The sequence below is a fragment of the Sulfitobacter sp. SBS6 genome (assembly GCF_048285585.1).
GTDB classification, from domain to species: Bacteria; Pseudomonadota; Alphaproteobacteria; order Rhodobacterales; family Rhodobacteraceae; genus Sulfitobacter; species Sulfitobacter pontiacus.
Genome location: NZ_JBLWBA010000006.1, coordinates 488,353 through 505,239 on the forward strand (window position 1 = coordinate 488,353; position 16,887 = coordinate 505,239).

Below are 16,887 nucleotides of genomic sequence, written 5' to 3' on the forward strand. Positions count from 1 at the left end.
GCGCCCGCCAGCGGATTGCCACGCGGGCGATCATGGCTATAGTGCGCGCTTCTTATACGCTCTAGCAAAGGCCCTTTTTCATGGAAAATCCACCTGTCGGCATCATCATGGGCTCGCAGTCCGATTGGGCCACGATGCGCGAGGCAGCGACGCTGCTGGATGAACTTGGTATCGCTTACGAGGCCAAGATCGTATCGGCACACCGCACCCCCGACCGGTTGTGGAGCTATGGGAAAACCGCCGCCGACCGTGGCCTGCAGGTGATCATCGCCGGTGCGGGCGGTGCTGCGCATTTGCCCGGCATGATGGCGTCCAAGACCCGCGTGCCGGTGATCGGCGTGCCGGTGCAGACCAAGGCGCTGTCGGGTGTGGATTCGCTTTATTCTATTGTGCAGATGCCCCGGGGCTTTCCGGTCGCGACGATGGCGATCGGTGCGGCAGGTGCTGCGAATGCCGCGTTGATGGCGGCGGGCATTCTGGCCCTCCAAGACCCTACCCTTGCCACCCGTCTTGACGCTTGGCGCGATGCGCTCAGCGCCTCCATCCCAGAGGAGCCTTCGGATGACTGAAGCATTGAAGACCGGGGCCACCATCGGGATTTTGGGCGGCGGGCAATTGGGGCGCATGCTGGCCGTTGCCGCCGCACGTCTGGGGTTTCGCACGCATATCTTTGAACCCGGTGCCAACCCGCCTGCAGGTGATGTCGCCCATGCGCTGACCACCGCTGGCTATGATGACGTCGACGCGCTGACCGCCTTTGCCAAATCGGTTGATATTGTCACCTTCGAGTTTGAAAACATCCCGACAGATGCGCTGGATGTGATCGAAAACATCACCCCCATCCGTCCCAACCGCGAGGCGCTGCGCACCAGTCAGGACCGTCTGGTGGAGAAACAGTTCCTCGAAGGTTTGGGCCTGACTGTCGCGCCCTTTGCCGATATCGCCAATGCCGCCGATCTGGAGGCCGCGATGACGACCATCGGCGCGCCGTCGATCCTGAAAACCCGTCGCTTCGGCTATGACGGCAAGGGCCAGTCGCGTCTGCGCAGTGCGGATGATGCGGCGGGGGCCTTGGCGGATATGGCTGGCAATCCTGCGGTCCTGGAAGGCTTTGTGAACTTCACCGCCGAAGTGTCCGTGATCGCCGCGCGCAGCCCCTCGGGCGAGGTTGCCTGTTTCGATCCCGGTGAGAATGTGCACCGCGATGGCATCCTGCACACCACCACCGTCCCTGCCCGGCTCAGCGCCGCACAGCGCATGGATGCGGTCCTGCTGGCCGCCAAGATCCTGAATGCGCTGGATTATGTCGGCGTACTGGGGGTCGAGCTTTTCGTCACGCCGCAAGGTTTCATCGTGAACGAGATCGCGCCACGGGTGCATAACTCGGGTCATTGGACGCAGAACGGCTGTGCGGTGGACCAGTTCGAACAGCACATCCGTGCCGTGGCGGGATGGCCCTTGGGCGACGGCAGCCGCTATGCAGATGTGGTGATGGAGAACTTGATCGGCGACGATATGGACCGCGTGCCCGAGCTGGCAAAACAGCGCGACACGGCGCTGCATCTGTACGGCAAGGCCGAAGTCAAACCGGGCCGTAAGATGGGCCATGTGAACATCGTCAAACGGCCCAGCTAGGGCACTATCCGCGCGAGCCTAGCGAAGGAACCGCGCGGCAATCTCACCGGACATATAGCTGACGCGCCCGCCCGACATCGTCAGGGCCACACGGCGCGTCTGCGCGTCGAGCACCAGTAGATCAGCCCGCTTTCCGGTGGCGATCACACCCCGATCCGACAGCCCCAGCACCGTCGCGGGCCCTGCCGATACCAAGTGCCACGCCTGCGCCAAGGGCAATACGCCACGATCCGCCAGCATGAAGGCCGCGCGTCGTGGCGACGGGTAATGGTAGTCAGAGGCAAGCGCCCCGCCGATCCCCATCGAAATCAGGTCAAGCGCGGAAACATTGCCGTTGTGCGACCCGCCGCGCACCACATTGGGCGACCCCAGCACCACCTGATCCCCCGCCGCCGCTGCGGCTTCGGCTGCCTCCTGCGTCTCGGGAAACTCGGCGACGCGCACGCCACGCTTGCGCCATAGGGCGCGCCCTTCGGCGGTGGTGTCATCATGGCTGCCCATCTGGATACCCCGCGCCGCCAGCACCTTGCACAGCCAGTCCAGCGCCCCGGGGACATCTGCGCTTTGGGCGTGCAGGTCTTGCATCATCCGCAGATGGTCGTCCGGGTTGCGCCCTGCCTTCAGCGCTTGCCCTACCATGCGTTTGGGCACCTGCCCTTTCGCCAGCCGGTCGTGCGGCAGATGGTCGTTGAACACGACATAGGACAGCCCCCAGTCCTGCATGCGCTGCGGCAGATCGGCGTAGAGGTCCAGCAGATGCGTCTCGAGCCGGAGCTGTCCGCGCAGGTCTGTAACCAACGTATCCGACACCTGCTGGATCGCGCCAAAGACCTGTTCGGCAAATTCATAGCCGCGCAAGCCGCCTTCCCAACTGATGAACTGCGCCAGCACGGCGGTGGTGATGCCATTGGCGGCCAGCTCTGCCTCGGCGGCGACCAGACCCTCTTGCATGGTTTTCATCGCACCGCGACGGGGGGCGAGGTGCCGTTCGAACCCGTCCCCATGCACATCGACGATCCCCGGGACGATCATGTAGCCGTCAAGATCAACGCGCGTGGTTTGCGCCACATCGGTAATCAGCCCCTGCGCAACCGCCAGCGGGCGGGGCTCAAGCGCATCCGCACCCAAGACTTGCGCCCCCGTAAATTCAACGTTCAGCATCGTTAGCCTTTTGTCCCGGCAAGCAGGCCCCATCGGGGCAGCCGATTGAATCAAGCACTGCGTCCACGAACCCCAGCGACCGGTCGAATTTCCCTGTGTCCAGATAGGTCATCGTCTGCGCAATCACCGTCGGGTTCATCATCATGAACGTATGCGTCACCGGCAGCATCAAAAAATCTCGCATCCCGTCGACCCGCGCGGATTGGACGGACACTTTGCCATCATCGCGCCCTGGCAGCAGCGACGAGAAATAGGGATTCAGCGATTGCGTCCCTGCGATCACGCCCAGATCAAAGGTAACCGGAGGCAACCGCAGGGGAAGAGAGTTTTCACCCGTCCCCATCTGCGCCCCTGCGGGACCGTTCAACCAGTCAAAGGCGGCAAGATCACCCAGCGTGTCCACGACCTCGCTGCCGTGATTGGGCGGGGCCAGCATGACGACGCGGCCGATACGCGAATCTCCCGTCTCGGCAACCCATTGCCGCAGAAGGATACCGCCCATGGAATGGGTCACAAAATCAACCTTTTGCGTCCCGCATGCCGCGACTGCGTCGGGCAAGGTGCGGCGGGTCAGCTCTTCGACGGGGGCGGTGGTTGACGGGTAACCGGGGCGCACCACGGTGTAGCCCTCGGTCTCGAGCGCGGCCTCCATCACGGCAAAGGAGGTCTCTGTCCGGGCGAGCCCGTGCAACAGCACCACGCAGCGCCCCTCTCCGGCTATGGAAAGTGGCGCTTGCGCCTGTGCTACACCCGACAGCACGCCAAGCGAGAAAGTGATTGTGACCAGTGTTTTCATAGCTAGGGTCAAATAGACTGAAAACGCCGCATGTGAAATGCTTTGACGCATGCGCCGCGAGATTGAGGGTAAGATGGCGGAAAATAGCCCGCGTTTGGCAGTTCGTGCCGTGTTGGTCCATGAAGGCCGCTTGCTGCTGGTCAACGCCTATCCCGATGGCAAAAGCGACCTGATGTGCGCGCCCGGCGGCGGGGTAGAACGCGGCAGCGCCCTGCCCGACAATCTGATCCGCGAGGTGTTTGAGGAAACCGGCCTGCAGATCGCCGTGGGGGTGCCCTGCTTGGTGAATGAATTCCACGACCCCGAGGGGGATTTCCATCAGGTGGATATCTACTTTCGCTGCACGGTGACCGGCTCTGCCGATGTGGACCCCGCGTGGCAGGACGCCGAAAGGATCGTGACCGACCGCCGCTGGGTCACCCCCGACGAGATGCGCGGTCTGCGGGTCAAGCCGGACAGTCTGGCGCAGGTCGCCTTTGGCGACGACCCGATCAGCTACGACCCGTTGGAGCCGATCGTGCGCTGACCGCCAGCCCGATTCCGCCAAGCACCAACGCGGTGGAAATGATCACCTTTGCGCCCAAAGGCTCTGCCAGCAAAAGCGCACCGGCAAGGATCGCGATGACCGGCACCGACAGTTGCACCACCGCCGCCGTCGCCTGCGCCAGCCTTGGCAGCACCGCATACCACAGCGCGTATCCGAGGCCCGAGGTGACGGCCCCGCAGACCACGCCAAGAGCGATGCCCGTGGGGGTGTAGAATGTCGGCTGCACCAGAAGCAGGATAGCGACCAAGGGCGTACAGATCACAAAGTTCCCCGCGCTGCCTGCCAGCGGGTCAGACGCACCGCGGCCAATGATCGTATAGGCGGCCCAGCCGAGCCCTGCGGCGATCATCAACACGGCGCCCAATGGGTCAACCGCCACGCCTTGCGACGGCCAGAGCACCAGCACCAATCCGGCAAAGGCCACCCCCGCCCCTAACAGCTTGCGCGGTGTCGGTGTCACGCCGAACAGCGCACCGTGGGCGAACATGGCGATCTGAACCACACCGAACAGGATCAGCGCGCCCAACCCTGCGTCCAGCGTGAGATAGGCGAGCGAGAAACCGATGATATAGATGGCCAGCGTGACCGCCCCCAGCCCCTGTTGACGTCGCAGCAAGGGCACCCGCCCGCCGCGCAGCACGACCAGCAGCGCCAAGAGCACCGCCCCTGACAACACCCGCACAACGGCAAATCCGGTGGGGTCAATATGCCCACCGGCAATGGCAAAGCGGGTCAGGACAGAGTTGGCCGCGAAGGCGACCATCACAAGGGCGGTGAGCAAGAAGATACGCATGGCGACTGCTTAGGCTACCGACGCGCGACGTACCACGAAAAAGGGGCGCATCTGGTGATGCGCCCCTTCATTCTGTCAGCACAAGGGCGTGATCGCCCCCGCGGCGTGATTTACATCATGCCGCCCATGCCGCCCATGCCGCCCATGTCGGGCATGCCGCCGGCTGCGCCGCCGTCTTTCGACGGTTTGTCGGCAACCATGGCTTCGGTTGTGATCAGCAGACCAGCAACGGATGCCGCGTCTTGCAGCGCTGTACGCACAACTTTGGCAGGGTCGATAACACCGAATTTGAACATGTCGCCATATTCTTCGGTCTGAGCGTTGAAGCCGAACTTCAGGTCGTCGCTTTCGCGGATTTTGCCGGCCACTACGGAACCGTCAACACCAGCGTTTTCAGCGATCTGACGCAGAGGCGCTTCGAGCGCTTTGCGGACGATGCCGATACCAACGTTCTGGTCTGCGTTGTCGCCTGTCAGCCCTTCGAGCTTTTTGCCCGCTTGAACCAGTGCAACACCACCACCAACAACGATACCTTCTTGAACAGCGGCACGTGTCGCGTTCAGGGCATCATCAACGCGGTCTTTGCGCTCTTTGACTTCAACTTCGGACATGCCGCCAACGCGGATCACGGCAACACCGCCTGCCAGTTTGGCAACGCGTTCTTGCAGCTTCTCTTTGTCGTAGTCGGATGTGGTTTCTTCGATCTGGTTACGGATCTGAGCAACACGTGCTTCGATCTCGGCCTTCTCGCCAGCGCCGTCAACGATTGTTGTTTCGTCTTTGGTGATGGTGACTTTCTTGGCCGAACCCAGCATGTCCATTGTAACGGACTCGAGCTTCATGCCCAGATCTTCGGAGATCACTTGACCGCCTGTCAGGATTGCAAGGTCTTGCAGCATGGCTTTGCGGCGATCGCCGAAACCAGGTGCTTTGACCGCTGCGATTTTCAGGCCGCCGCGCAGTTTGTTGACAACCAGAGTTGCCAGCGCTTCGCCTTCAACATCTTCGGAGATGATCAGCAATGGTTTTTGCGACTGGATCACTTGCTCAAGCAGGGGAACCATTGGCTGCAGCGAGGACAGTTTTTTCTCGTGCAGCAGGATGATCGCGTCTTCCAGCTCGACAGTCATCTTGTCGGAGTTGGTCACGAAGTAAGGGGACAGGTAACCGCGGTCGAACTGCATGCCTTCAACAACATCGGTCTCTGTTTCCAGACCTTTGTTCTCTTCGACGGTGATCACACCTTCGTTGCCGACTTTCTGCATCGCGTCCGCGATCTGACGGCCGATTTCTTTCTCGCCGTTTGCAGAGATGGTGCCGACTTGGGCAACTTCGTCGCTGTCGTTGACAGGGCGCGCTGCTGCTTTGATCGCTTCGACGACAGTGGTGGTCGCCATGTCGATGCCGCGCTTCAGGTCCATCGGGTTCATGCCAGCGGCAACCGATTTCATGCCTTCTTTAACGATGGCTTGGGCCAGAACGGTTGCGGTTGTTGTACCGTCACCCGCTTCGTCGTTGGTCCGGGAAGCAACTTCCTTGACCATCTGTGCGCCCATGTTTTCGAACTTGTCTTCCAGTTCGATTTCTTTCGCTACGGATACACCGTCTTTGGTGATGCGAGGCGCGCCAAAGGATTTGTCCAGCACAACGTTACGGCCTTTGGGGCCCAGTGTGACTTTGACGGCATCGGCAAGGATGTTCACACCCTTAAGCATCTTGTTACGGGCGTCGGTCCCGAATTTTACGTCCTTAGCAGACATAGTGTCTCTCCTAAATTCTTGGGTTGATGTCAGCGTATCTTGGGTGAGGCGCTAGGCCCCGGCCTGCCTGAGCTCAGGACAGGATCCCCATGATGTCGCTTTCTTTCATCATCAGCAGTTCTTCGCCGTCCAGGGTGACTTCTGTGCCGGACCATTTGCCGAACAGAACCTTGTCGCCGGCTTTTACAGCCATTGCGATCAGCTCACCGCTGTCCTTGCGCGCGCCTTCGCCACAAGAAACAACTTCACCCTCGGAGGGTTTTTCTTTTGCGGAATCAGGGATGATCAAGCCACCCTTGGTTTTTTCTTCGCTTTCGGTGCGGCGCACCAGCACACGGTCATGCAGCGGTTTAAATGCCATCTTTCAGCTCCTTAAGGCTCAAAGTTATTCTCCCAAGCCGCCCCTCCGGTCGAGGGGTGCAGCCATTAGCACTCAGCCCTTGCGAGTGCTAACGAGGGATAGCTAAGGATGTGCACGGCCCTAGTCAACCACGGTAATTTGAAAAATTTTAGCCAACTTGCCCCGTGGCCCGCGCAGGCTAGTCCGACCCAAGCACCCGCCCCGCGGCGGAAACGGCTTCGGCACCTGTCGGGGTCAGGCCGTATATGCCTGTCTCGATCTTTTCAAACCATCCGTAGTGATTGTCGCGCATCATGGCGGTTGCCCGCTGAACCTGGGTTTCGCGCGCGACATGGGCACCTTTGCTGGCCCCTGCCTCGAACAGGTACATCGCGAGCTTCAGCGCATCCTGCCGATAGGCGGTGACCAGCCCTGCCCGCGTCTGCCCGCCGTCATTCGGGTCGCCCTGACGCCGTGCGAATTCGCGCAGCAGCCGCGCCTGCCGCTTGGCGCTTTTGCGCGGCGCATAGGGGCCCGGGTCGCAATGCACCTCGACCAGACCATCCTTCAGCCGCACGGTGATCAACCCCAACCCCAAACGCCGCGCCAGTGCCGTGTTGTCCTTGACCGCCTTGGCAAAACGTTTGCCCGGCTGACGGGCGACCGCCAGGTAGACATCATCGCTGACCGACAGACGCGCGATACATTGATGAAACAGCGCGAGGCTAAAGCCCAGCTTCAGCTCGACCACCACCGGCGGCTCTGCCCCGCGAACGGCCACGACATCGGCAGCCCCCACCTCTGACTTCACGACATAGCCCTGATCCTCGAGAAAGGATTTGATCGGCGGGTAAAGGTCGGTTTCGCGCGGGTTTGTCATGGGTGCAGTGCTACCAGCTTTGCCCCGCTGCTGAGAACCCCAAAGCCGCGGCTATCAGGCAGGTGGTGACAACTGCGCCAACCAACCATATAAGGCGCGCAAATCAACACTCTCCCACTGCAGGACATTCCTATGACAACGCTTGTTTTTGGCCATAAATCCCCCGACACAGACAGCACCGGCAGCCCGATCATCTGGGCATGGTACCTGAATGAAATCAAAGGCGTCGACGCCGCCCCCGCCCTGCTGGGCGAGCCCAACACCGAAGCGCTGTTCATGCTGGACCACTGGAAGCTGGACAAGCCACAGATCATCGACGACGTGCAAGCCGACCAGCCCGTTGTGATCGTTGATACCAACAACCCTGCCGAGCTGCCCGCCAGCATCAATGACGCGGACATCACCGCCATCATCGACCACCACCGTCTGGTGGGCGGGCTTGAAACCAAAGGCCCCGTCAACATCGTGATGGAGACGCTCGCCTGCACCGCGACGATCATGTACAAGATGATCGGTGATGACATGGCGCAGATGCCCACCAATATCAAAGGCGCGATGCTGACCTGCATCCTGTCCGACACGCTGGAATTCCGCAGCCCGACCACAACGCAAGAAGACACCGCCATCGCCCACTCGCTGGCCAAGGATCTGGGTATCGACATCGCTGAATATGCGGCGCAGATGTTTGCGGCGAAATCCGACGTCTCGTCCTTCTCCGAAGCAGAGCTGCTGCGCATGGATTCGAAAGAATACGAAGTCGACGGCAAGAAATTCCGCGTCTCCGTTCTGGAAACCACATCGCCCGCAGCCGTGCTGAGCCGCAAAGACGCGCTGATGGCCGCAATGCCCGGCGTTGCCACGGAAGACGGGGCCGATCAGGTATTGCTCTTCGTTGTCGACATCCTGAACGAAGAAGCCACCATGCTGATCCCCAACGACTTTACCAAGTCTGTGGCTGAGAAAAGCTTTGGCGCGACCGTCACCGGTGACAGCGTTGTCCTGCCCGGTGTGATGAGCCGTAAGAAGCAGATCATCCCGAACATCAAAGTCTAAACGGACCTATCCGGCTCCCTGCTTGGCGGGGGCACAAACGCAAAAGCCCCCCTGAGATCAGGGGGGCTTTTGTCATTTCAGCGCCGCGCCGGAGCGCGAGGGGCTTATACCTTCAAAGGGGTATCGCCGCGTTCCCATGCCAGCGGCTTGAACACGTCGTCGACGGGTGTCTGCGCGACGTGGTTCACGTAGTTGGAGATGGTTTTCTGCGCCATCCCAAGGATCACATCCAGCACCGCGCGGTGGCCATAGCCCGCGTCAAAGAACGCTTTCATCTGATCGTCAGACACGTTGCCGCGCTGGCGGAACATCTGGACGGTAAAAGTGCGCAGCGCTTCCAGCTTGGGTGTCGGCAGCGCGGTTTCATTGCGCAGCGCGTCAGAGATTTCGTCCGATACCTTCATCATCTTGGCGATACCTGTGTGCGCGGGGACGCAGTAGTGGCATTCGTTCTCGACGTTGATCGCCTGCCAGACCACAGTCAGCTCTTCCGCATCAAAATCGGTTTCGGTGAACAGCTTGTGCAGCACCTGATAGCCTTCGTAAGCCTGTGGGCTTTCGGCCAGAACCTTGTGCAAACCGGGCAAACGGCCAAAGGCTTTTTGCGACTGCTCAAGCAGCGGCTTGGAGGCTTCGGGTGCGGTATCAAGATCGTGAGAGGGGAAGGACATGGAAAAGCTCCTGTAAATGTTTCGCTAAAGTACATTTAGGGTTTATTGAGCGATCACTCAAGTATATAATTGAGCAATCATTCAAGAAAAGGTGATCCCATGCCCCGCAAACCCAGCTATGACCGTGAAGATCTGATCGAACGCGCCCGCGATCTGTTCTGGCAACGCGGTTGGGCGGGCACGTCGCTGAAGGACCTTGAGGCGAGCCTCAAGATGAAGCCGGGCAGCTTCTATGCAGCGTTCGGGTCAAAGGATGCGCTGTTCGAACTGGCGCTGGATCGCTACGCCGCTGACGGGTCAGAGCGGATGAAGACGCTTGCCCGTAACGAAGGCCCCCTGCCCGCGCTACAAAAATTTCCCCGCATGGTGATTTCGAATGACACCGCACCGGCCAAAGCCTGCATGTTGTCGAAAACCCTGCTTGAACTGCAAGCCCACCGTCATCCGCTGGCGCAAAAGGCAAACGCCCATCTGCTGAAGATGGAGCAGATGTTCGCAGAGCTGTTTTCCCAAGCCCAAGCCGCCGGTGATATCAGCACTGATCACGATCCGCGCAGTCTGGCGCGGCGCTACCAGTCCGATGTGCTGGGGCTGCGCGTCTCGGCGGAACGTGAGGGGGTGGATGCCGCCGCCATCGCGGGCGAAATCGCGGACGGCTTGGCGCGGCTCTGACACGCATCAGGGCGCGGGCCTGTTGCGCTGCCCAGTTGCCCCGCGGGGGGATGTGTGCTTTCTGCGGTGCAAAGCTCTTGCAGATTGGAAAGCGGCCCATGACCCAGATTATCAATAACCTTTTCGAAATCTCTGACCGCTATGACGCCTTGTTCGTCGACCTTTGGGGCTGCGTCCACGACGGGGTCAAGGCGCTGCCGGATGCGGTCACCGCACTGCAAGCCTATCGCAACGGCGGCGGCAAGGTGGTGCTGGTCACAAACTCCCCCCGCCCCCGCGACGGCGTGATCAAACAGCTGGCGCATTTCGGCGTACCGGATGATGCGTGGGACGATATTGCCACCTCGGGCGATTCTGCGCGCACGGCGATGTATCGCGGCATGGTGGGCACGCAGGTCTGGCACCTCGGCCCGCCCACGGACAAACACTTCTTTGATCCCAGCGACGTGGTTGATGATCCTGTCGATATCCAGCGCGTTGATCTGGAAGACGCCGAAGGCATCGTTTGCACCGGCCCTTTCGATCCGTCCGAAGACCCCTCCGTGCTGCGCCCGCAACTTCTTTATGCCAAGCAAAAGGGGCTCAAGCTGCTTTGCGCGAACCCCGATATCGTGGTGGACCGTGGCGATGTGCGCGAATGGTGCGCCGGTGCTGTCGCGGCGCTTTATACCGAGATGGGTGGGGAAAGCCTGTATTTCGGCAAACCGCACCCGCCAATTTATGACCTGGCCCGCCGCAAGCTCTACGCATTGGACAAGGACATCACCGACAATGGCATTCTCGCCATCGGCGACGGCATCCATACCGATGTCAAAGGGGCCATGGGCGAGGATATCGATTCGCTTTTCATCTCTGGCGGTCTGGCCGCGCGGGAAACCGAAACACAGACCCAGCCCGATCCCGAGGCGCTAACCCGTTATCTGGAAAAGGAAACATCGGCTCCGACCTACACAATTGGGCACCTACGCTGACCTACTTTTTCCTTGCGTTTCTGCGCCTGCAAAGTAATTAAGTTTCACACCGGATAAAACTGGCGTCACTTTATTACTGAAAGGGCTGGCATGTTGGATAATCTGCCCCGTGGAACGATCTGTATTGAAGATATCGAAATCGGCATGACGCGCTATCTGCGCAAGGTCATCACCGACGAAGACATCGAGATGTTCGCGCAAGTGTCCACTGATCGTAATCCGGTACATCTGGACGACGCCTATGCGCAGGACACGATCTTTGAGGGGCGGATCGCCCACGGCATGCTGACTGCGGGCCTGATCTCTGCCGTGATCGGAGAGCAGTTGCCGGGGCATGGCACCGTCTACATGGCGCAGTCGCTCAAGTTTCTGGCCCCCGTGCGCCCCGGCGATCTGGTCTATGCCGAGGTGAAGGTCACCAATATCGAATTCGACAAGCGCCGTGTGAAACTGGATTGCCACTGTGCGATTGACGGCAAAAAGGTCCTGATTGGCGAAGCAACCGTTCTGGCCCCGTCGCGCAAGTTCGACTGACGCTAGCCCTCCCGCCAGCGCCCGTCCCACAACGCTGCGGTTTTTCGGTACCGTGACCCGCCCCGCTGCTTGTCAGCACCGGCAGAGGGGGCTACCACCAAGCGCATGGAAATCATTCGCGACTATCAATTTGTATCCGCTTCCGATCAGGGGGCGACCGCCGCTATTGGCAATTTCGACGGGGTGCATCTGGGGCATCGGTCGGTCATCGATATGGCCCGCGCCGCCCTGCCCGACGCGCCCTTGGGCGTGGTCACATTCGAGCCACACCCCCGCGAATATTTCGCCCCCGACGCCCCGCCCTTCCGGCTGATGGGCGCAGAGGCGCGGGCGCACCAGTTGCAAAAGATCGGCGTCGACAAGCTGTATGAGCTGGGGTTCGATGCTGCTCTATCCGGCCTCAGCCCCCGCGCCTTTGCGCAGGAGGTGATCGTTGATGGGCTGGGCCTACGCCATGTGGTCGTGGGCGCGGACTTCCGCTTTGGCAAGGCGCGCGCGGGCACCGCTGAACAGCTGCAGGCCTTCGGTGCCGAGATGGGGTTCGGCGTGACCATCGCGCCGCTGATGGCGAAGGGCCCTGATACCGTGTCTTCGACCGCGATCCGCAACGCGCTGACAGAGGCACGCCCCCGCGACGCCGCCGCGATGCTGGGCCATTGGCACCGCGTTGAAGGCCCGATCCTGCACGGTGAAAAGCGCGGGCGCGAACTGGGCTACCCGACGGCGAATATGTCGATCGACGGGCTGCACCCGCCAGCCTTTGGTGTCTATGCGGTGCTTGTCGATGTGCTTGAAGGGCCGCAGGCAGGGCGCTACCACGGCGTTGCCAGCCTTGGCGTGCGCCCCATGTTCGGCGAGAACAAGGCCAACCTCGAGACATTCATCTTCGACTTCAAAGGCGATCTCTACGGCAAGCATGTCTCGGTCGCGCTGGTCGACCACCTGCGCGGCGAGGAAAAATTCGACAGTCTTGACGCCCTGATCACCCAGATGGACGCCGACAGCGCGCAGGCCCGCAGCATTCTGGCCGCGCTATGACCGATCCGATTGCCGCCAAAGGTCTTGCCAAACGGTTCTGGGAAAAGAAGCCGCTCACCAAGATGTCGCAAGACGAATGGGAAGCGCTGTGTGACGGTTGCGGGAAATGCTGCCTGAACAAGCTTGAAGACGAAGACACCGAAGAAGTCGCCCTGACCCGCGTGGCCTGCCGCCTGTTGGATGATGCGACCTGCCGGTGCAGCCACTACGAGAACCGGCACCAGTTTGTACCCGACTGCATCGTTCTGAAGCCCGACAATCTGGATACCCACGCCTATTGGATGCCGCTCACCTGCGCCTATCGGCTGCTGTGGCAGGGCAAGCCGCTGTATGACTGGCACCCGCTGATCAGCGGTGACCCTGATAGCGTGCATCGCGCGGGGATCTCGGTGCAGCATAACACCGTCTCGGAATTCGACACCCCGTTCGAGGAATGGGAAGACCACATTATCGAGGAGCCAACCTGATGTTTTTTGCCTCTGACAACGCGGGCCCTGTTCACCCCCAGATCATGAACCGTCTGGCACAGGCAAACACCGGACACGCGATGCCCTATGGCAACGATCCCATCATGGACGAAGTCCGCGACGCGATCCGCACCGCGTTCGAGGCACCGGAGGCTGCGGTCTATCTGGTCGCAACCGGCACCGCTGCCAATGCGCTCGCGCTGGCGTGCTACACCCAGCCATGGCAGACGATCTTTTGCTCCGTCACCTCGCATATCCACGAAGACGAATGTAACGCGCCCGAGTTCTATGCCGGTGCAGCAAAGCTGACCGTGGTGGAAACCGACGACAAGATGACACCCGAGGCGCTGACAAAGGCGATCGAGAAACACCCCGATGGCAATGTACATGGCGCGCAGCGCGGGCCGGTGTCGATCACGCAGGTGACCGAACGGGGCTCGGTCCACACGCTGGAAGAGCTGAACGCCCTCACCGCTGTTGCCAAAAGCTATGACCTGCCCGTGCATCTGGACGGGGCGCGCTTTGCCAATGCGCTGGCTGCCCTGGGCTGCACACCGGCAGAGATGACGTGGAAAGCGGGCGTCGATGTCGTCAGCTTTGGCGGCACCAAGAACGGTTGCATGGGTGTCGAGGCGGTGATCTTCTTCGACCCCACCAAGGCCTGGGAGTTCGAGCTGCGGCGCAAACGCGGGGCGCATCTGTTTTCCAAGCACCGGTTCCTATCTGCGCAGATGGCGGGCTACATGCAGGATGATTTATGGAAAACGACCGCCGCCTTGGCCAATGACAACGCGCGCCATCTGGCCGACGGTTTGCGCGCCGCAGGGGCAACGCTGCTGCATAAACCCGACGCCAATATGATCTTTGCCAAATGGCCCCGCCGCATCCACCAGAAGCTGCATGATGCGGGGGCGAAATACTATGTCATGGATGGCCCGTTAGAGGGCGACGACCCGAATGAGCCCTTATCGGCGCGGCTGGTCTGTGACTGGTCGATCGGCACAGAGGCGATCGACCAGTTCCTATCGTATTTCTGACGGCTATACCGTTTCGAGAAAGCTGCGGATTTCAGCGGCGACGGCCTGCGGGTGCGTGATCGGGGCCATGTGCCCCGCCCCTTCGATCGCCTTGCGTGTTACATTCGGCAAACGGCGGGCGATGGACGTGCTGATCGCATCTACCATATCCGCCGATGTGCCCCCGTCCATCAACAGCACCGGCATCGCGGCGCGTGCGAACTTGCCCGGCTCTAGCAGCCCGGCATTGTCGTCCCGCAAGAACGGCTGGCTGGCGGGCACATAATGGATACGGTCAGCCATATACTGGCGCAGCTTTTCCGGCGTCTGTTCCCATCCGCTGCCGTCGCCCCAGCCTGTGTTGAAGATGCGCGCGGCCTCCATCCGGTCGCCCGCGTCATAAGCCGCATCGAACCCACCGGAGTTGCGATCCGCGGCCGCCACCCGTGCCGGATCGTCAGCCAGAGCCGCCGCGAAATAGACCGGTTCGATCATCGTCAGGCTGCGCACCAGTTCGGGGGTCTCGATGGCAATCCGCAAGCCGATCGTCGCGCCAAAAGAATGGCCGATAATATCAATCGGTTCGGTCACCAGTTCCCGCACCAGATCGGTCGCCCGGGCATGGATATCCCCCTGCCCGTCCCAATCGGCGGATTTCCCGTGGGAGGGCAGATCGGGGCACAGCAACGTCAGTTCATCCGCCAACGCCTCACCCACGCCGCGCCACGCGCCGGAATGGGCAAGCGTGCAGTGAACAGCCAGCGCGTGCCGCGGACCGTGTCCGAATTGCCGTGTAAATAAACCTGAACTCACAGTTTACCTGCCATCACGAGGTCAAGATCTTCAAGCCGGTCCTGGCCCCAGAACTTGTGGGCGTCGTCCAGAATATAGAATGGCGCTCCAAAGACGCCCTTTTCGACCGCCTCTTCCAGATTGCGCGCGTAGGTATCAGCCCCCTGCAGCAAGCCTTTGTCGGCCAGCGCGGGGTCAAAACCCGCTTTTTCAAGACAGTCGCGCACGACCGCATCTTCGGCAATATCGCGTTCCTCGGCCCAGACGGCGGTCATGATCAGCTGGCACAGCTTGCCTACGTCGCCGCCTTCGTTCTGCGCTGCGATAATGGCGTAAGAAGACGGCGCGCCGTTGGTGGGCCAATGCGCGGGTTTGAGGTTGAACGGCATCCCCAGCTTCTTGGCCTGACGCGGCAGTTCAATCGCGCGATACTCTTGCCGCGACGGATGCCGATCTTTCGGGGGCTGCCCGCCCGTGCGCCCGAAAGCGGTAATCAGATCGAAAGGTTTATAGGTGATCGTCGCCCCGTGTTTGGCGGCGATTTCCTCAAGCCGGTTTCCCGCCAGATAGGCATATGGTGAAAGTGTCGCAAAAAAATAGTCGATATGGGGCATTTGGGGTCTCCGATCAGGGCTGTGCAGCTTTGCCAGACCGTAAGGCCATGCTAAGCGGTGTCAACGTCACGATTCTGTCACATGTTCTGCATCCAGGGACCCTTTGCACATGGCTCAAACCACCGAACCCAAACTGATCTCAGGTAACGCGAACATGCCGTTGGCCAAAGCCATCGCACGGCGGATGTCGCTGCATCGGGGGGTCAACGTAGGGCTGGTCGACGCACGGGTCGAACGGTTCAATGACGGCGAAATCTTTGTGGAGGTTTACGAGAATGTCCGCGGCGAGGATATGTTCATCATCCAGCCAACGTCGAACCCCGCCAATGACAACCTGATGGAACTGCTGGTCATGGCCGACGCGCTGCGCCGGTCCTCTGCGGCGCGTGTCACGGCTGTTCTGCCCTATTTCGGCTATGCCCGTCAGGACCGCCGCACCAAGGCACGCACGCCGATCACCGCCAAGATGGTCGCGAATATGATGGTCGGCAGCGGCATCGAGCGTATCCTGACGATGGACCTGCACGCCGCTCAGATCCAGGGTTTCTTCGATATCCCTGTCGACAACCTCTATGCCTCCCCCGTTTTCGCGCTGGACATCCAGAACGAATTCAAGGGCCGCATGGACGAGCTGATGGTCATCTCGCCGGATGTGGGCGGCGTGGCCCGCGCACGGGAACTGGCGAAGCGCATCAACTCCCCCCTCGCCATCGTGGACAAGCGCCGCGAAAAACCCGGCGAGATTGCAGAGATGACCGTGATCGGCGATGTGACCGACAAAGTCTGCCTGATCGTGGACGACATCTGTGACACCGCCGGCACCCTGTGCAAAGCGGCCGAAGTGCTGATGGAAAACGGCGCGAAGGAAGTCCACTCCTACATCAGCCACGGCGTTATGTCCGGCCCTGCGGTCGAACGCGTTAGCAATTCGGTGATGAAATCGCTGGTCATCACGGACAGCATCGCGCCGACGCCCGCCGTCAAGCAAGCAACAAACATCCGGATCGTGCCTACAGCGCCGATCTTTGCGCAGGCGATCCTGAACATCTGGAACGGCACTTCGGTCTCGTCCCTGTTCGACGCCGACACGCTAGAGCCGATCTACGACGGCATGTACAAACCCGGCTAAGCGCCCCTGAAACAATGG

Annotated in this window: 20 protein-coding genes; 11 read left to right on the forward strand and 9 right to left on the reverse strand. The window is 60.9% G+C overall.

Going from position 1 to position 16,887, the window contains the following annotated elements; translation table 11 throughout:
- Positions 1–80: 80 nt before the first annotated feature.
- Together purE and ACNQ62_RS11265 are read left to right on the forward strand one after the other, a co-directional pair.
- Complete coding sequence (gene purE, locus ACNQ62_RS11260) at positions 81–569, forward strand: 5-(carboxyamino)imidazole ribonucleotide mutase (RefSeq protein ID WP_064217128.1); 489 nt, start codon at positions 81–83, stop codon at positions 567–569.
- Positions 562–1,635: a 5-(carboxyamino)imidazole ribonucleotide synthase gene (locus ACNQ62_RS11265; protein ID WP_237279753.1), complete on the forward strand. Its 1,074-nt coding sequence runs from the start codon at positions 562–564 to the stop codon at positions 1,633–1,635. The genes purE and ACNQ62_RS11265 overlap by 8 nt, the downstream gene beginning before the upstream one ends.
- Positions 1,636–1,653: 18 nt before the next feature.
- Here ACNQ62_RS11265 and ACNQ62_RS11270 read toward each other — a convergent pair whose 3' ends face one another.
- The gene (locus tag ACNQ62_RS11270) at positions 1,654–2,796 is read right to left on the reverse strand and encodes an alpha-D-ribose 1-methylphosphonate 5-triphosphate diphosphatase (protein WP_418094900.1); all 1,143 of its coding nucleotides are present in this window, start codon (positions 2,794–2,796) and stop codon (positions 1,654–1,656) included.
- On the reverse strand, positions 2,783–3,592 hold the full coding sequence (locus ACNQ62_RS11275) for an esterase/lipase family protein (RefSeq protein WP_418094901.1): 810 nt from the start codon (positions 3,590–3,592) through the stop codon (positions 2,783–2,785). Before ACNQ62_RS11275 ends, ACNQ62_RS11270 begins: the two co-directional genes overlap by 14 nt.
- A gap of 49 nt (positions 3,593–3,641) precedes the next feature.
- On the opposite strand from ACNQ62_RS11275, the gene ACNQ62_RS11280 reads away from it, so the two are divergent.
- Positions 3,642–4,118 carry an NUDIX domain-containing protein gene (locus ACNQ62_RS11280; protein WP_418094902.1) on the forward strand — a complete coding sequence of 159 codons (477 nt, stop codon included), beginning with the start codon at positions 3,642–3,644 and terminating at the stop codon, positions 4,116–4,118.
- Here the strand turns inward: ACNQ62_RS11280 and ACNQ62_RS11285 are convergent.
- The 4 genes from ACNQ62_RS11285 to ACNQ62_RS11300 all read right to left on the reverse strand — a co-directional run bounded on the left by ACNQ62_RS11285 (position 4,084) and on the right by ACNQ62_RS11300 (position 7,912).
- Entirely contained in the window at positions 4,084–4,932 is an 849-nt protein-coding gene (locus tag ACNQ62_RS11285) for a DMT family transporter (protein ID WP_418094903.1), read from the reverse strand. The two genes, ACNQ62_RS11280 and ACNQ62_RS11285, sit on opposite strands and share 35 nt — an antisense overlap.
- Positions 4,933–5,042: 110 nt before the next feature.
- A complete protein-coding gene (groL, locus tag ACNQ62_RS11290; RefSeq protein WP_005849541.1) occupies positions 5,043–6,692 on the reverse strand; it encodes a chaperonin GroEL in 1,650 nt (549 codons plus the stop codon).
- A gap of 73 nt (positions 6,693–6,765) precedes the next feature.
- Positions 6,766–7,053, reverse strand: coding sequence for a co-chaperone GroES (locus ACNQ62_RS11295; protein ID WP_005849542.1), 288 nt, complete (start codon positions 7,051–7,053; stop codon positions 6,766–6,768).
- Between the two features lie 178 nt (positions 7,054–7,231).
- Positions 7,232–7,912 carry a DUF2161 domain-containing phosphodiesterase gene (locus ACNQ62_RS11300; protein ID WP_037944755.1) on the reverse strand — a complete coding sequence of 227 codons (681 nt, stop codon included), beginning with the start codon at positions 7,910–7,912 and terminating at the stop codon, positions 7,232–7,234.
- 132 nt (positions 7,913–8,044) lie between these two features.
- Here ACNQ62_RS11300 and ACNQ62_RS11305 point away from each other — a divergent pair, with 132 nt between their 5' ends.
- Positions 8,045–8,965 carry a manganese-dependent inorganic pyrophosphatase gene (locus ACNQ62_RS11305; RefSeq protein ID WP_418094904.1) on the forward strand — a complete coding sequence of 307 codons (921 nt, stop codon included), beginning with the start codon at positions 8,045–8,047 and terminating at the stop codon, positions 8,963–8,965.
- A gap of 104 nt (positions 8,966–9,069) precedes the next feature.
- On the opposite strand, the gene ACNQ62_RS11310 is transcribed toward ACNQ62_RS11305, so the two are convergent.
- Entirely contained in the window at positions 9,070–9,636 is a 567-nt protein-coding gene (locus tag ACNQ62_RS11310) for a carboxymuconolactone decarboxylase family protein (RefSeq protein WP_005849548.1), read from the reverse strand.
- Between the two features lie 99 nt (positions 9,637–9,735).
- On the opposite strand from ACNQ62_RS11310, the gene ACNQ62_RS11315 reads away from it, so the two are divergent.
- The 6 genes from ACNQ62_RS11315 to ACNQ62_RS11340 all read left to right on the forward strand — a co-directional run bounded on the left by ACNQ62_RS11315 (position 9,736) and on the right by ACNQ62_RS11340 (position 14,355).
- Positions 9,736–10,308 carry a TetR/AcrR family transcriptional regulator gene (locus ACNQ62_RS11315; protein WP_037944757.1) on the forward strand — a complete coding sequence of 191 codons (573 nt, stop codon included), beginning with the start codon at positions 9,736–9,738 and terminating at the stop codon, positions 10,306–10,308.
- Positions 10,309–10,406: 98 nt separating this feature from the next.
- Positions 10,407–11,279 carry a TIGR01459 family HAD-type hydrolase gene (locus tag ACNQ62_RS11320; protein WP_418094905.1) on the forward strand — a complete coding sequence of 291 codons (873 nt, stop codon included), beginning with the start codon at positions 10,407–10,409 and terminating at the stop codon, positions 11,277–11,279.
- 90 nt (positions 11,280–11,369) lie between these two features.
- Entirely contained in the window at positions 11,370–11,813 is a 444-nt protein-coding gene (locus ACNQ62_RS11325) for a MaoC family dehydratase (RefSeq protein WP_005849555.1), read from the forward strand.
- 105 nt (positions 11,814–11,918) lie between these two features.
- Positions 11,919–12,851 (forward strand): bifunctional riboflavin kinase/FAD synthetase, encoded by a 933-nt coding sequence (locus tag ACNQ62_RS11330; protein ID WP_037944760.1) that lies wholly within the window; start codon positions 11,919–11,921, stop codon positions 12,849–12,851.
- Complete coding sequence (locus ACNQ62_RS11335) at positions 12,848–13,318, forward strand: YcgN family cysteine cluster protein (RefSeq protein WP_037944761.1); 471 nt, start codon at positions 12,848–12,850, stop codon at positions 13,316–13,318. The genes ACNQ62_RS11330 and ACNQ62_RS11335 overlap by 4 nt, the downstream gene beginning before the upstream one ends.
- Positions 13,318–14,355: a threonine aldolase family protein gene (locus ACNQ62_RS11340; protein ID WP_418094906.1), complete on the forward strand. Its 1,038-nt coding sequence runs from the start codon at positions 13,318–13,320 to the stop codon at positions 14,353–14,355. Before ACNQ62_RS11335 ends, ACNQ62_RS11340 begins: the two co-directional genes overlap by 1 nt.
- A 3-nt stretch (positions 14,356–14,358) precedes the next feature.
- On the opposite strand, the gene ACNQ62_RS11345 is transcribed toward ACNQ62_RS11340, so the two are convergent.
- On the reverse strand, positions 14,359–15,147 hold the full coding sequence (locus ACNQ62_RS11345; protein ID WP_418094907.1) for an alpha/beta fold hydrolase: 789 nt from the start codon (positions 15,145–15,147) through the stop codon (positions 14,359–14,361).
- Complete coding sequence (locus tag ACNQ62_RS11350; protein ID WP_037966107.1) at positions 15,144–15,740, reverse strand: 2-hydroxychromene-2-carboxylate isomerase; 597 nt, start codon at positions 15,738–15,740, stop codon at positions 15,144–15,146. Before ACNQ62_RS11350 ends, ACNQ62_RS11345 begins: the two co-directional genes overlap by 4 nt.
- A gap of 109 nt (positions 15,741–15,849) precedes the next feature.
- Between ACNQ62_RS11350 and ACNQ62_RS11355 the strand changes: the two genes are divergently transcribed.
- Positions 15,850–16,869 carry a ribose-phosphate pyrophosphokinase gene (locus ACNQ62_RS11355; protein WP_005849565.1) on the forward strand — a complete coding sequence of 340 codons (1,020 nt, stop codon included), beginning with the start codon at positions 15,850–15,852 and terminating at the stop codon, positions 16,867–16,869.
- Positions 16,870–16,887 lie beyond the last annotated feature (18 nt).